The 13,384-nt window shown below is 61.0% G+C and carries 15 protein-coding genes; 10 read left to right on the forward strand and 5 right to left on the reverse strand.

The genetic code is table 11. From position 1 onward, the window contains the following. Window positions 1–42: 42 nt before the first annotated feature. The 3 genes from AC2CGI_RS02085 to hisP are packed head-to-tail and all read left to right on the forward strand — an operon-like array spanning window position 43 to window position 2,224. A complete protein-coding gene (locus AC2CGI_RS02085) occupies window positions 43–729 on the forward strand; it encodes a histidine ABC transporter permease HisQ (protein ID WP_015378590.1) in 687 nt (228 codons plus the stop codon). Next, window positions 726–1,430: an ABC transporter permease gene (locus tag AC2CGI_RS02090; protein WP_015378589.1), complete on the forward strand. Its 705-nt coding sequence runs from the start codon at window positions 726–728 to the stop codon at window positions 1,428–1,430. Before AC2CGI_RS02085 ends, AC2CGI_RS02090 begins: the two co-directional genes overlap by 4 nt. 20 nt (window positions 1,431–1,450) lie before the next feature. Beyond that, window positions 1,451–2,224 (forward strand): histidine ABC transporter ATP-binding protein HisP, encoded by a 774-nt coding sequence (hisP, locus tag AC2CGI_RS02095; protein WP_004936098.1) that lies wholly within the window; start codon window positions 1,451–1,453, stop codon window positions 2,222–2,224. A 7-nt stretch (window positions 2,225–2,231) separates the two neighbouring features. Here hisP and AC2CGI_RS02100 read toward each other — a convergent pair whose 3' ends face one another. The 3 genes from AC2CGI_RS02100 to yfcG all read right to left on the reverse strand — a co-directional run bounded on the left by AC2CGI_RS02100 (window position 2,232) and on the right by yfcG (window position 4,275). Continuing rightward, on the reverse strand, window positions 2,232–3,146 hold the full coding sequence (locus tag AC2CGI_RS02100) for a TIGR01777 family oxidoreductase (RefSeq protein ID WP_076740582.1): 915 nt from the start codon (window positions 3,144–3,146) through the stop codon (window positions 2,232–2,234). 16 nt (window positions 3,147–3,162) lie between these two features. Next, the gene (folX, locus tag AC2CGI_RS02105; RefSeq protein WP_004936094.1) at window positions 3,163–3,534 is read right to left on the reverse strand and encodes a dihydroneopterin triphosphate 2'-epimerase; all 372 of its coding nucleotides are present in this window, start codon (window positions 3,532–3,534) and stop codon (window positions 3,163–3,165) included. 111 nt (window positions 3,535–3,645) lie between these two features. Then, window positions 3,646–4,275 (reverse strand): GSH-dependent disulfide bond oxidoreductase, encoded by a 630-nt coding sequence (gene yfcG, locus AC2CGI_RS02110; protein ID WP_004936091.1) that lies wholly within the window; start codon window positions 4,273–4,275, stop codon window positions 3,646–3,648. Window positions 4,276–4,508: 233 nt separating this feature from the next. Between yfcG and yfcE the strand changes: the two genes are divergently transcribed. Both yfcE and yfcD read left to right on the forward strand, forming a co-directional pair. Further along, window positions 4,509–5,060, forward strand: a complete 552-nt coding sequence (yfcE, locus tag AC2CGI_RS02115) for a phosphodiesterase (protein ID WP_004936089.1) — start codon at window positions 4,509–4,511, stop codon at window positions 5,058–5,060. Between the two features lie 99 nt (window positions 5,061–5,159). Continuing rightward, window positions 5,160–5,705, forward strand: coding sequence for an NUDIX hydrolase YfcD (gene yfcD, locus AC2CGI_RS02120; protein WP_004936086.1), 546 nt, complete (start codon window positions 5,160–5,162; stop codon window positions 5,703–5,705). 55 nt (window positions 5,706–5,760) lie between these two features. Here the strand turns inward: yfcD and AC2CGI_RS02125 are convergent, their stop codons facing one another. Further along, entirely contained in the window at window positions 5,761–6,780 is a 1,020-nt protein-coding gene (locus AC2CGI_RS02125; protein WP_004936083.1) for a LacI family DNA-binding transcriptional regulator, read from the reverse strand. Between the two features lie 310 nt (window positions 6,781–7,090). Between AC2CGI_RS02125 and AC2CGI_RS02130 the strand changes: the two genes are divergently transcribed. The 5 genes from AC2CGI_RS02130 (at window position 7,091) to AC2CGI_RS02150 (ending at window position 11,128) form a co-directional block, all read left to right on the forward strand. Further along, complete coding sequence (locus tag AC2CGI_RS02130; RefSeq protein ID WP_015378586.1) at window positions 7,091–7,534, forward strand: PTS sugar transporter subunit IIA; 444 nt, start codon at window positions 7,091–7,093, stop codon at window positions 7,532–7,534. A 92-nt stretch (window positions 7,535–7,626) separates the two neighbouring features. After that, window positions 7,627–7,908 carry a PTS sugar transporter subunit IIB gene (locus tag AC2CGI_RS02135; RefSeq protein ID WP_015378585.1) on the forward strand — a complete coding sequence of 94 codons (282 nt, stop codon included), beginning with the start codon at window positions 7,627–7,629 and terminating at the stop codon, window positions 7,906–7,908. A 23-nt stretch (window positions 7,909–7,931) separates the two neighbouring features. Beyond that, complete coding sequence (locus tag AC2CGI_RS02140; protein ID WP_004936074.1) at window positions 7,932–9,311, forward strand: PTS ascorbate transporter subunit IIC; 1,380 nt, start codon at window positions 7,932–7,934, stop codon at window positions 9,309–9,311. A 13-nt stretch (window positions 9,312–9,324) separates the two neighbouring features. Beyond that, complete coding sequence (locus AC2CGI_RS02145; RefSeq protein WP_004936071.1) at window positions 9,325–10,176, forward strand: transketolase; 852 nt, start codon at window positions 9,325–9,327, stop codon at window positions 10,174–10,176. Next, entirely contained in the window at window positions 10,169–11,128 is a 960-nt protein-coding gene (locus AC2CGI_RS02150) for a transketolase family protein (RefSeq protein ID WP_033632504.1), read from the forward strand. Before AC2CGI_RS02145 ends, AC2CGI_RS02150 begins: the two co-directional genes overlap by 8 nt. Window positions 11,129–11,191: 63 nt before the next feature. Here the strand turns inward: AC2CGI_RS02150 and pta are convergent, their stop codons facing one another. Further along, window positions 11,192–13,351 carry a phosphate acetyltransferase gene (gene pta, locus AC2CGI_RS02155; RefSeq protein ID WP_004936066.1) on the reverse strand — a complete coding sequence of 720 codons (2,160 nt, stop codon included), beginning with the start codon at window positions 13,349–13,351 and terminating at the stop codon, window positions 11,192–11,194. Window positions 13,352–13,384 lie beyond the last annotated feature (33 nt).

A 13,384-nucleotide genomic window follows, 5' to 3' on the forward strand; every position in this document is an offset into this window, starting at 1 on the left:
CCGGCCCCGATGGTTCGGATCCTAGACCACAGGGTGAAGTAGATGCTGCAAGGCTATTCCCAACTGATTTTCGAGGGGGCTCTGGTGACGCTGGAGCTGGCCCTCAGTTCCGTGCTGCTGGCGGTGGTGATCGGCCTGATCGGCGCCGGTGGCAAACTGTCTCATAACCCCTTTATCTCCGGCCTGTTCGGCGCCTATACCACGCTGATCCGCGGCGTGCCCGATCTGGTGCTGATGCTGCTGATCTTTTATGGTCTGCAAATCGCGCTGAACAATATCACTACGCTGCTGGGCTTCGCGCAGATCGATATCGATCCGCTCGGCGCCGGCATCATAACCCTCGGCTTTATCTACGGCGCTTATTTTACCGAGACCTTCCGCGGCGCTTATCTGGCGGTGCCGAAAGGGCAGATCGAAGCGGCGACGGCCTATGGCTTCAGCGGCGCGCAGATCTTCCGGCGCATTCTGTTCCCGGCGATGATGCGTTTTGCCCTGCCGGGCATCGGCAACAACTGGCAGGTGATCCTGAAGGCGACGGCGCTGGTGTCGATTCTCGGCCTGAACGACGTGGTCAAAGCCACGCAGCTGGCGGGGAAAGGCACCTATCAGCCGTTCTTCTTCGCCATCGTGGCCGGCGTGGTGTATCTGGTCTTCACTACCGTTTCCAACGGCGTGCTGCTGTGGCTTGAACGGCGTTACTCACTGGGCGTCAAGAGGGCCGAGCTATGATCGATATCCTGCAACAGTACTGGCAGTCGCTGCTGTGGAGCGACGGCTACCGCTTTACCGGCGTGGCGATCACGCTGTGGCTGCTGATCGCTTCAGTGGTGATGGGCGGGCTGCTGGCGATCCCGATGGCGGTGGCGCGCGTGTCTTCCCTTCGCTGGGTGCGTTTCCCGGTGTGGCTCTACACCTATGTGTTTCGCGGTACGCCGCTGTACGTGCAGCTGCTGGTGTTCTACTCCGGCATGTACAGCCTCGAGATCGTGCGCGGCAGCGAGTTTCTCAATGCGTTTTTCCGCAGCGGGCTCAACTGCACCATCCTGGCGCTGACGCTCAACACCTGCGCTTATACCACCGAGATCTTCGCCGGGGCGATCCGCTCGGTGCCGCACGGTGAAATCGAGGCCGCCAACGCCTACGGTTTCTCGCGCTTCAAGATGTATCGCTGCATCATTTTGCCTTCGGCGCTGCGCACCGCGCTGCCGGCTTACAGCAACGAGGTGATCCTGATGCTGCATTCCACCGCGCTGGCGTTTACCGCCACCGTGCCGGATCTGCTGAAGATCGCGCGCGACATCAACGCCGCGACCTATCAGCCGTTCTACGCCTTCGGCATCGCGGCGGTGCTGTATCTGATCATCTCCTACGTGTTAATCAGCCTGTTCCGCAAAGCTGAGAAACGCTGGATGGCACACGTTAGTCACTGATAAATGACGGGAAGAAAACCATGTCTGAGAATAAATTAGCCGTCACGGAACTGCACAAACGCTATGGCGACCACGAAGTGCTGAAGGGCGTCTCGCTGGCGGCCAACGCCGGGGATGTGATCAGCATCATCGGCTCATCCGGCTCCGGCAAAAGCACCTTTCTGCGCTGCATCAACTTCCTTGAGAAGCCGAGCGAAGGTTCGATCAGTCTGAACAACGAAGATATTCGCATGGTGCGCGACAAGGACGGCCAGCTGAAGGTATTCGACAAGAAGCAGCTGCAGCTGCTGCGCACCCGCCTGACCATGGTGTTCCAGCACTTTAACCTGTGGAGCCACATGACGGTGCTGGAGAACGTGATGGAAGCGCCGGTGCAGGTGCTGGGGCTGAGCAAGGCCGACGCGCACGAGCGCGCGGTGCGCTACCTGGACAAAGTGGGCATCGACGAGCGGGCGCGCGGCAAATACCCGGTGCACCTGTCGGGCGGTCAGCAGCAGCGCGTCTCTATCGCCCGCGCATTGGCGATGGAGCCGGAGGTGCTGCTGTTTGACGAACCGACGTCGGCGCTGGATCCCGAACTGGTGGGCGAGGTGCTGCGCATCATGCAGAAGCTGGCGGAGGAGGGGAAGACCATGGTGGTGGTGACGCACGAAATGGAGTTTGCGCGCCACGTTTCCAACCACGTGATCTTCCTGCACAAAGGGTTGATTGAAGAACAGGGGCCGCCGGCCGAGCTGTTCGGCAACCCCAAAAGCCCGCGCCTGCAGCAGTTCCTGTCCGGCGCGTTGAAGTAACCTCAGATCAGCGGGCTTCGGCCCGCTGATTGACAACGTCATCCAACGCCTGTTCCAACTCCAGATAGCGGAAGTGGAAGCCGGCTTCTTCCAGGCGCTTCGGCACCGCCCGCTGGCCGCCGAGCACCAGCACCGCCGCTTCCCCCATCAACAAACGCATGACGAACGCCGGCACCCGCAGAAACGCCGGGCGATCGAGCACGTTGGCCAATTGGGCGGCGAACTGTTCGTTATGCACCGGGTAAGGAGCCACCATGTTGAACGGGCCGCTCAGGGTGGCGTGATCCAGCAGATAAATAATGCCGTTGACCATGTCGTCGAGATGGATCCACGGCAGATATTGGCGGCCGTCGCCGATCGGGCCGCCCAGTCCGAAGCGGAACGGCGGCAGCATTTTGGCCAGCGCGCCGCCCTGTGGCGCCAGCACCACGCCGGTGCGCAGCAGGCAGACGCGGGTGGCGTCGCTCTGCGCCTGCAGCGCCAGCGTTTCCCAGCGCTGGCACAGCTGGTGGGTGAATTCGTCGTGCGGCGGCTCCTCTTCGGTGACCACCGCCTGCCCCTGATCGCCGTAGTAGCCGACGGCGGAACCGGAAATCAGCACGCCGGGCGGCGTGCTGCCGGCTTTGATCAGCTGCGCCAGGCGTTCGGTCAGATCCCAGCGGCTGCGGCACAGGCGCTCTTTCTGCTGCGCGCTCCAGCGCTTGTCGGCGATAGGTTCGCCGGCCAGGTTGATCACCGCGTCGAAGTCATCCAGCGACTGCCGGTCGTCCAGCGTTTGCCAATAGCTCGGCCGATCGCCCAGTTTGGCTCGGGCGCGCCGCTCGTCGCGGGTCAGTACCGTAATGTGGTGAGAAAGCGCCAGCAGTCTTGCCGTCAGGCTGCTGCCTATCAATCCCGTTGCGCCGGTGATCAGGATCCGCATGGTCTACCTCCCTGAGTTAGCCCCGGCGGTAGCTCATGGTCATGGAGACCGAATCGGCGTAGCGCAGAGCCAGAAGTTTATCTATCTCCACTTCAGCATAGGTTACCCAGGCGTGTTCTTTTACGATGTCGAGCACATCCTGCGTTAATTTTTCCAGCAACGCGAAACGGTTATCTTCCACATGGCGGATGATCGCTTTGGTGATGGTGCGGTAGTTGAGCGCGTCGGCGATGTCTTCGCTGTTGCGCGCCTTGTCCGCCGGGTAGTGGATCACCACGTTGATCAGCACGTCCTGCCGGTTGTTGATTTCCTCTTCCTTGATACCGATGAACGTGCGCAGCCGCAGATTTTTAATGCGAATAACGGCGTCGGGTTGACTGAAAGACATCAGAGATTCTCCATAGGTCTGATTATTAGCGTTCAGAATACACGGAAAGTAAGGAAATGATAACGTGAGGACGATGTGACTCCCCGGCCGACGGGGAGTCGGAGGAGGCGCTTAGGCTTGTTCGGCCAGTTTGTAGGCGCGCTCGGTCGCCGGGCGGTTGCTGATGCGCTCGAACCAGTTGCGCACCGCCGGGTAATCTGCCAGATCGATGCGCTGGCGCGGATGCGACACCACCCACGGGTAGGTGGCGATATCGGCGATGCTGTAGTTATCGCCGCCCAGGTACGGGTGTTTTTGCAGTTCAGCGTCCAGCACGCCGTACAGCCGTTTGGTTTCCAGATGGTAACGCTCGATGGCGTAAGGCACCGGCTGCGGCGCGTAGTGGTTAAAGTGGTGATTCTGCCCGAGCATCGGCCCGAATCCGGCCACCTGCCAGAACAGCCACTGCAGGGTGGCGGCGCGTTCGCGCAGGCCCTTGCTCAGCAGCTTGCCGGTCTTCTCCGCCAGATACAGCAGGATTTCCCCGGACTCGAACAGGCTGATTGGCGCGCCGCCGTCCACCGGTTGCTGATCGACAATCGCCGGGATTTTGTTGTTGGGAGAAATGCTCAGAAAGTCCGGTTTGAACTGCTCGCCGGCGCTGATGTTTACGCGATGGATACGGTAGGGCAAGCCGACCTCTTCCAGAAACAAGGTGATCTTGTGACCATTGGGAGTAGGCGCGTAATACAGGTCAATCATGTTGCCTCCTGCGGTAAGGTGATCTGTAATTCATTACACGTTGCTGCGGTCTTCGCCGCGCACAAAGGTATATCAGAGATCCAACAATAGCAGCTAAGGATAGCAGGCTATGTGGGATTCGTCCGATGCTATCTGCACAGTTGGATCACAATTCTACACCGGGGCGGGCGGCGGTTTGCCGCACGGCGCCGGCGCGGTAAAATGGCGCTTATTTCCCTCTATAGGACAAGGTTATGAAGCTGATGTTCGCCTCGGATATCCACGGATCGCTGCCGGCTACCGAACGCGTGCTGGAATTGTTCGCACAACAGGGCGCCGACTGGCTGATTCTTCTGGGCGATTTGCTGAATCACGGCCCGCGCAACGCGCTGCCGGCTGGGTATCAGCCCGCTCAGGTTGCCGAACGATTGAACCGCTATAGCGACAAGATCATCGCTGTTCGCGGCAATTGCGACAGCGAGGTCGATCAGATGCTGCTGACGTTCCCTATCGAGGCGCCCTGGCAACAGGTTGTACTGCAAAAAAGACGATTGTTTTTGACCCACGGTCACCTTTATCATCCCTCGGCACTGCCGCCGTTATCCCGCGGTGACGTCCTGGCCTACGGCCATACGCATCTGCCGCAGGCGGAGCGGCAGGGTGAGATCTATTGCTTCAATCCGGGCTCGGTCAGCATCCCGAAAGGGGGGTTTCCGGCCAGCTACGGCATGTTGGATCGGGGCACTTTGCGCGTGCTGGCGCTCGACGACGGCAAGGTCGTCGCGGAGGTGGCGTTAACACGCTAAACGCACTAATTTATACACACACAATAAAAATCTTTGAAAAACACTCATTGATTAACCAGCGCGCGGGATGCATCGCGCCAAAATAGAAGGTTTTAGAGGATGGCGGAACAGGGTCAGGCTGCAGATACCGAATGGGTTGATATCGTCGACGAGCAAAACGAGGTGATTGCGCAATCCAGTCGTCAACAGATGCGGGCGGAGCGGCTGCGTCATCGTGCTACCTATATTGTGGTGCATGATGGGATGGGAAAAATTCTGGTGCAGCGTCGCACCGAGATCAAGGACTTCTACCCGGGCTGGCTGGACGCGACGGCGGGCGGCGTAGTGCAAAGCGGTGAAAACGTGCTGGACTCGGCGCGCCGCGAGGCGGAAGAGGAGCTGGGCATCGCCGGCGTGCCTTTCGCCGAACACGGTCTGTTCTACTTCGAAGAAGAGCAGTGCCGGGTGTGGGGCGCGCTGTTCAGCTGCGTATCGCACGGCCCGTTCGCGCTGCAGGAAGAAGAAGTGGCTGAAGTGTGCTGGCTGACGCCGGAAGAGATCACCGCGCGCTGCGACGAGTTTACCCCGGATTCGCTGAAGGCGCTGTCGCTGTGGCTGACGCGCAACAACGAGCAGGATTACGGTAAGCCGCTCGATAACCACTGAGACGCCAACGCGTGAGGAAAGCCGGTCATCGACCGGCTTTTTTTATGCTGTGGATTCAGCAGCTGTCGCGGCGGCACAGCGTGGCGGGCAGGGAACCTGCCGGCTGCCAGGGTTGCTCGTTCAGCCTCGCCAGCAGCGCCTGACCGGCCTGAATGCCGATATCGCGATGCGGAATGGTCATGGTGGTCAGCGGCGGCTGGCACACCCGGCTGAACTCGCTGTTGCCGAATCCCACCACCGCCAGATTGTCCGGCACCTTGATGCGCCGCCGCTGGCATTCATACAGCGCGCCGCCCGCCAGTTCGTCCGAGGCGCACACCAGCGCGTCCAGCTCCGGCCAGGCCAGCAAGAATTCCGGCAGCTGCTGCGCGCCGGTGCTGAAGCTGGCGGGCTGCGCGGCGTTGATCACCCGATGCGGCGACATATGGTTGCGCAGCAGCGCCTTGTGCCAGCCCTGCAGGTGCTGCTGGAAAATCCACTGTTCCTGATTGGCGCACAGCAGCCCGATGTTCTGATAGCCGCTGGCGATCACCGTTTGCGTCAGCTGATACATGGCCGCCACGTAATCGATGCCGATGCTCATGTCGATCGGATCGGCGCGTACGGCGCCGATCTCCACCACCGGAATGTTGGCGGCGATCAACGCGTTGCGGGCATTTTGCGAATGCTCGACGCTGAGCAGCACCGCCGCCGCCAGGTTGTAAGAGAGCAGGGTCTCCAGCAGTTTCTCCTCGCGTTCCAGGTGGTGCTGCGACTCCGCCAGCATGATGTGATAGCCAGCGGGCTGCAGCACTTTCTGCAGGCCGGCGAACATCTCGGCGCAGCCGGATTCGGACAGGCTGGGCACCACCATGGCGATGGTGTAGGAGGAGGCCGACGCCAGCGAACTGGCGGCCAGGTTGGGCAGATACCCCAACTCGCTCACCGCGGCTTCAATCTTCTCGCGCAGTTTGTCTGAAACCTGCTCCGGCGTGCGCAGCGCGCGCGACACCGTCATGGTGCCGACGCCCGCCAGCTGCGCTACATCAGCCAACGTCACCCTGCCCGTGCTGCGTCGTTTTTTACCGATCGACATGCCAAATCCCGACTGAAATGCGCGCGCGGCGCATAAAAATGGTGAGGGTGGGAAGCCGACGGCGCGGCTTCGACGATCCCCGTATGCGGCACATTCTACCCCGTTACCCGAAAGAGCGAGAAAAAATTGTGGTTAACGTCATACCGCAGCACGGCGTTTTGATAGCGCTATCACAGATCTGCATGATAGCGCTTTGGTAGCGCTATCTTTGTGATATCCATCACTGTGTGGCCAGGAGGGGTTGATTAAAGTTTTACCGTCGCCGGTGAATTAATCACCGGCCGCAATCATCGACTCTCGGGAGGATAACGTGCTGAAAGAGTGGCTGACCGCCGATCATATACAGCTGTGCGAACGGGTGGAGGACTGGCGCCAGGCGGTAACGCTGAGCGCGCAGCCGCTGCTGCAAGACGGTGTGATTACGCCGAATTACCTGACGGCCATCTTTCATCAGCAGGAGAAGCTCGGCCCTTACTTCGTCCTGGCGCCGGGCATCGCCATGCCACACGCCCGGCCGGAGCTGGGCGCCAACGCGCTGGGGTTATCGCTGTTGAAGATCCATCAGGGGGTGAACTTTCATTCCGCGGATAACGATCCGGTTCAGGTAGTGGTGATGCTTTCCGCACCCGACAGCAACAGCCACATCGAATTGATTTCGCAACTGGCGGAATTATTTTCCGATAACCAGGCCATGGAGGCGTTATTTCACGCCAAAGATAAACGGCAAATCGAGGATATTATCGCCCGCTATTAACGTTTAATCACCAGGAACATTATTAATGCTAACAACGCCGGGAATATGACCGGCGGCGCTACCCTACACGCTAAATTCAACAGGTGGATATCATGAAAATCATGGCGATTTGCGGTTCAGGTCTCGGCAGCAGCTTTATGGTGGAAATGAACATTAAAAAGGTGCTGAAAAAGATGGGGGTGGAGGCCGAGGTTGAACACTCCGATCTGTCGTCCGCCACTCCCGGCGCGGCCGACGTGTTCGTGATGGCAAAAGACATTGCCGACAGCGCCAGCGTGCCGGCCGAGCAGCTGGTGGTGATCAGCAACATCATCGACATCAATGAGCTGGAAGCCAAGCTGCGCGCTTACTTCGAAGCCCACTCAATCCTCTGAATAAAACGATTGGCGAGGTGGATATGTTTATCCAGGAAACGCTCAAGTTTGTGGTGGATATATTAAAGGTGCCTTCGGTGCTGGTCGGGCTTATTGCGCTGATCGGTTTGCTGGCGCAAAAGAAATCCTTTTCCGACGTGGTGAAAGGCACGGTAAAAACCATTCTCGGCTTTATCGTGTTGGGCGGCGGCGCCACGGTATTGGTCGGGTCGCTCAATCCGTTGGGCGGCATGTTCGAACACGCGTTTAATATTCAGGGCATCATTCCTAACAACGAAGCGATCGTCTCTATCGCGCTGGAGAAATACGGCGCTTCCACCGCCTTGATCATGGCGTTCGGCATGGTGGCGAACATCGTGGTGGCGCGCTTCACCCGGCTGAAATACATCTTCCTCACCGGCCACCACACCTTCTACATGGCCTGCATGATCGGCATCATCCTGACGGTGGCAGGCTTCGAGGGCGTGCAGCTGGTGTTTACCGGCGCGTTGACCCTGGGGCTGGTGATGGCGTTCTTCCCGGCGATTGCCCAGCGCTATATGCGCCGCATCACCGGCAACGACGATATCGCCTTCGGCCACTTCGGCACCCTGGGCTATGTGCTGTCCGGTTGGATCGGCTCGAAAGTGGGGAAAAACTCGCGCTCGACCGAAGAGATGAACCTGCCGAAAAATCTCAGCTTCCTGCGCGACAGTTCCATTTCGATCTCGATGACCATGATCGTCATCTACCTAATCCTGGCTATCTGCGCCGGGCGGGCCTATGTGGAAAGCGAGCTCAGCGGCGGCCAGAACTACCTGGTGTACTCGATTATCCAGGCCATCACCTTCGCCGCCGGGGTGTTCATCATTCTGCAGGGCGTGCGCTTGATTCTGGCGGAGATCGTGCCGGCGTTCACCGGCTTCTCGGAAAAACTGGTGCCTAACGCGCGGCCGGCGTTGGATTGTCCGGTGGTTTATCCCTATGCCCCCAACGCGGTGCTGATCGGCTTCCTGTTCAGCTTCCTTGGCGGGTTGGCCGGGCTGTTCCTGCTGGGGCAACTGAAGATGGTGCTGATCCTGCCCGGCGTGGTGCCGCATTTCTTCACCGGCGCTACCGCCGGGGTGTTCGGCAACGCGACCGGCGGGCGGCGCGGCGCGATGCTGGGCGCCTTTGCCAACGGGCTGCTGATCACCTTCCTGCCGGTGCTGCTGCTGCCGGTGTTGGGGGCGCTTGGTTTTGCCAACACCACCTTCTCCGACGCCGACTTCGGCGCGATCGGCATCCTGCTGGGCAATATGGCGCGCTTTATGTCGAAGGAGATGATCATGTTGGCGATCGTCGCCGTGTTCGCGCTGCTGGTGGCGCATAACTTCCTGGGAAAACGCAAAGGCGCGCCGGCCGCTGACCGCGTCGAGAAATAACGAGGGCAGACTGATGAACGACACAACGAGCGAAACGGAAATTGAAGAGCTGCGTGCCCTGGCGCGCGCGATCCGCCTGGAAACGCTGAAAGCGCTGACCGGGCTGGGCTTCGGCCACTATGGCGGCTGCATGTCGGTGGTGGAGACGCTGGCGGTGCTGTACGGCGGCGTGATGCGCATCGATCCGGCGGATCCGGACTGGCCGGAGCGCGATGACTTTGTGCTGTCGAAAGGGCACGCCGGCCCGGCGCTGTACAGCACGCTGGCGATCAAGGGCTACTTCCCGCTGGCGGAACTGAAGACCCTCAACCAGAACGGCACGCGCCTGCCGAGCCACCCGGATCGGCTGCGCACGCGCGGCGTGGACGCCACCACCGGCTCACTGGGGCAGGGCGTGTCGATCGCCGCCGGCATGGCGTTATCCCATCGGCTGGCGGGGCGGCGCAATCGGGTGTTCAGCATTCTCGGCGACGGGGAGCTGAATGAAGGACAGTGCTGGGAGGCGTTCCAGTTTATCGCCCACCACAACCTGAACAACCTGACGCTGTTCATCGATTACAACAAACAGCAGCTGGACGGCGCGCTGGACGAGGTGATCCAACCGTTCGATCTGGCCGCCAAGTTCCGCGCCTTCGGCTTTGAGGTGCAGACTGTCAAGGGCGACGACATCGCGGCGCTGCTGGCGGCGGTAGCGCCGGCGCGCGGCGGTGAACAGCGGCCGCTGGCGATCGTGCTCGACAGCATCAAGGGGCAGGGCGTGACCTATCTGGAAAACCTGTCGAACTCACACCACCTGCGCCTGACGCCGGACGTGCAGCTGGAGATTGAAAAAGCCATCGCCGAACTGGAGGCCGCCCATGTTTAACGTAGTGACGCAGTTGGAAAACGACACCGTCGAAATGCGCAAAGTCTACGCCGGCGCGGTGCGGCGGCAGATTGAGGCGGGCGCGCCGATCATCGCGCTGGAGGCGGATTTGATGAGCTCGATGGCGATGGACGGCGTGCACCAGGATCACCCGCAGCACGTGATCAACTGCGGCATCATGGAGGCCAACGTGATCGGCGTCGCCGCCGGGCTGTCGCTCACCGGCCGGGTGCCGTTCGTGCACACCTTCACCGCCTTCGCCAGCCGCCGCTGTTTCGATCAGCTGTTCATGTCGCTGGATTACCAGCGCAACAACGTCAAGGTGATCGCCTCCGACGCGGGGGTGAGCGCCTGCCACAACGGCGGCACCCACATGTCGTTCGAAGACATGGGCATCGTGCGCGGGCTGGCGCATTCGGTGGTGCTGGAGGTGACCGACGCCACCATGTTCGCCGACGTTCTGCGCCAGCTGATGGATCTGCGCGGCTTCTATTGGGTGCGCACCATCCGCAAGCAGGCGACGCGCATCTACCAGGAGGGCTCGCGCTTTACCATCGGCAAGGGCAACCTGCTGCGCGACGGCGACGATATCACGCTGATCGCCAACGGCATCATGGTGGCGGAGGCGCTGAAGGCGGCGGAGATGCTGGCGCGGCAGGGCGTCAGCGCGGCGGTGATCGATATGTTCACCCTCAAGCCTATTGACCGTGAACTGATCAAAACCTACGCGGCCAAGACCGGACGCATCGTCACCTGTGAAAACCACAGCATTCATAACGGGCTGGGATCGGCGGTGGCGGAAGTGCTGGCGGAGGAGTGCCCGACGCCGATGCGGCGCGTGGGGGTGAAGGAGCGTTACGGCCAGGTGGGCACTCAGGCGTTTTTACAGCAGGAGTACGGCCTGACCGCCGAGCATATTCTGGAGGCTGCCGGGCAGTTGCTGGCGCGTTAGGGAACGCAAAAGAAAAGCGCCGGTCAATGACCGGCGCTTTTTTATCGCTCAACCTGAAGAATATCAGGCCTTGGCGGCGGCAGCGTCAGCCTGGGAAGACTGGATCGCCGTCAGCGCAACGGTGTAGACGATATCGTCAACCAGTGCGCCGCGCGACAGGTCGTTCACCGGCTTGCGCATGCCTTGCAGCATCGGCCCAATGGAGACCAGGTCAGCGGAACGCTGTACCGCTTTGTAGGTGGTGTTGCCGGTGTTCAGATCCGGGAAGATGAACACGGTCGCCTGGCCGGCCACCGGTGAGTTCGGCGCCTTGGATTTGGCAACGTCGGCCATGATGGCGGCGTCGTACTGCAGCGGGCCGTCGATGATCAGGTCCGGGCGTTTTTCCTGCGCCAGACGGGTCGCTTCGCGCACTTTCTCGACGTCGCTGCCCGCACCGGAGTTGCCGGTGGAGTAGGAGATCATCGCTACGCGCGGCTCAATGCCGAAGGCCGCGGCGGAATCCGCAGACTGGATGGCGATTTCAGACAGCTGCTCGGCGGTCGGATCCGGGTTGATCGCGCAGTCGCCGTAGACCAGTACCTGGTCAGGCAGCAGCATGAAGAACACGGAGGACACCAGCGAGCTGCCCGGCGCGGTTTTGATCAGCTGCAACGGCGGACGGATGGTGTTGGCGGTGGTGTGAACCGCGCCGGAGACCAGACCGTCGACTTCGCCTTGTTCCAGCATCAGGGTGCCGAGCACCACGTTGTCTTCCAGCTGCTCGCGCGCGACCACTTCGGTCATGCCCTTGCTCTTGCGCAGCTCAACCAGACGCGGCACGTAGTTTTCACGCACGGCGACCGGATCGACGATTTCGATGCCTTTGCCCAGCTCAACGCCTTGCGCCGCCGCGACGCGCTGGATCTCGTCCGGGTTGCCGAGCAGCACGCATTCCGCGATGCCGCGTTCGGCACAGATGGCCGCCGCTTTCACGGTGCGCGGCTCATCGCCTTCCGGCAGCACGATGCGCTTGCCGGCTTTACGCGCCAGTTCGGTCAGCTCGTAACGGAACGCCGGTGGAGACAGGCGGCGTGAACGCTCGGAGGTGGCGGTCAGCGAATCGATCCACTCGGTGCTGATGTGGCTGGCCACGTAGTTCTGCACTTTCTCGATGCGCTGGTGGTCGTCCGCCGGCACTTCGAGGTTGAAGCTCTGCAGGCTCAGCGAGGTCTGCCAGGTGTTGGTGTCGACCATGAACACCGGCAGGCCGGTCTGGAAGGCGCGTTCGCACAGCTTCTTGATCGGCTCGTCGATGGCGTAGCCGCCGGTCAGCAGGATAGCGCCGATTTCCACGCCGTTCATCGCCGCCAGGCAGGCGGAGACCAGTACGTCAGGACGGTCTGCGGAGGTCACCAGCAGGGAGCCTGGGCGGAAGTGTTCCAGCATGTGCGGAATGCTGCGCGCACAGAAGGTCACGGACTTCACGCGGCGGGTCATGATGTCGCCTTCGTTGACCACGCGGGCCTTCAGGTGGCGAGCCATGTCGATGGCGCGGGTGGCGATCAGATCGAAGCTCCACGGCACGCAGCCCAGAACCGGCAGCGGGCTGTTGGCGAACAGCTGCGCAGGATCGACATGGGCGATGCTGGCCTTGGTGGAGTCGTCGAAGATTTCGGACAGGTCAGGACGGGTGCGGCCCTGATCGTCGACCGGTGCGTTCAGCTTGTTGATGATCACGCCGGTGATGTTTTTGTTCTTGCTGCCGCCGAAGCTGGTGCGCGCCAGTTCGATGCGCTCTTTCAGCTGCGCCGGGGAGTCGTTGCCCAGCGCCAGCACGAAGACGATCTCGGCGTTCAGGGTTTTGGCGATCTCGTAGTTCAGCGCGTTGGCGAACTGGTGTTTGCGGGTCGGCACCAGGCCTTCGATCAGCACCACTTCCGCGTCTTTGGTGTTCTCGTGGTAGCGCGCCACGATCTCTTCCATCAGCACGTCTTGCTGGTTGGAGCTCAGCAGGCCCTCAACGTAATCCATGCGCAGCGGTTCGGCCGCCGGGATGGTGGAGTTGCTGCGGATGATGGTGGTGGTCTGGTCGAGTGCGTTGTCGCCGGTGCGCGGTTGAGCGATAGGCTTGAACACGCTCAGACGAACGCCTTTTTGCTCCATGGAGCGGATGACACCCAGGCTGACGCTGGTCAGGCCGACGCTGGTGCCGGTGGGGATCAACATAATAGTACGTGACACAGAATAGTCCTCTTCACGATTAACATGAGGCTA

It is taken from the genome of Serratia sp. LSHTC3 (assembly GCF_057197125.1).

Bases quoted from the DNA above. Each gene is read 5' to 3' on its own strand.
- yfcG (WP_004936091.1), bottom strand. From the start codon at position 4,275: ATGATTGACCTGTATTACGCGCCTACTCCCAATGGTCACAAGATCACC.
- AC2CGI_RS02140 (WP_004936074.1), top strand. From the start codon at position 7,932: ATGTTTATCCAGGAAACGCTCAAGTTTGTGGTGGATATATTAAAGGTG.
- AC2CGI_RS02090 (WP_015378589.1), top strand. From the start codon at position 726: ATGATCGATATCCTGCAACAGTACTGGCAGTCGCTGCTGTGGAGCGAC.
- AC2CGI_RS02150 (WP_033632504.1), top strand. From the start codon at position 10,169: ATGTTTAACGTAGTGACGCAGTTGGAAAACGACACCGTCGAAATGCGC.
- folX (WP_004936094.1), bottom strand. From the start codon at position 3,534: ATGTCTTTCAGTCAACCCGACGCCGTTATTCGCATTAAAAATCTGCGG.
- AC2CGI_RS02125 (WP_004936083.1), bottom strand. From the start codon at position 6,780: ATGTCGATCGGTAAAAAACGACGCAGCACGGGCAGGGTGACGTTGGCT.
- hisP (WP_004936098.1), top strand. From the start codon at position 1,451: ATGTCTGAGAATAAATTAGCCGTCACGGAACTGCACAAACGCTATGGC.
- AC2CGI_RS02135 (WP_015378585.1), top strand. From the start codon at position 7,627: ATGAAAATCATGGCGATTTGCGGTTCAGGTCTCGGCAGCAGCTTTATG.
- AC2CGI_RS02085 (WP_015378590.1), top strand. From the start codon at position 43: ATGCTGCAAGGCTATTCCCAACTGATTTTCGAGGGGGCTCTGGTGACG.
- yfcE (WP_004936089.1), top strand. From the start codon at position 4,509: ATGAAGCTGATGTTCGCCTCGGATATCCACGGATCGCTGCCGGCTACC.
- AC2CGI_RS02100 (WP_076740582.1), bottom strand. From the start codon at position 3,146: ATGCGGATCCTGATCACCGGCGCAACGGGATTGATAGGCAGCAGCCTG.
- AC2CGI_RS02145 (WP_004936071.1), top strand. From the start codon at position 9,325: ATGAACGACACAACGAGCGAAACGGAAATTGAAGAGCTGCGTGCCCTG.
- yfcD (WP_004936086.1), top strand. From the start codon at position 5,160: ATGGCGGAACAGGGTCAGGCTGCAGATACCGAATGGGTTGATATCGTC.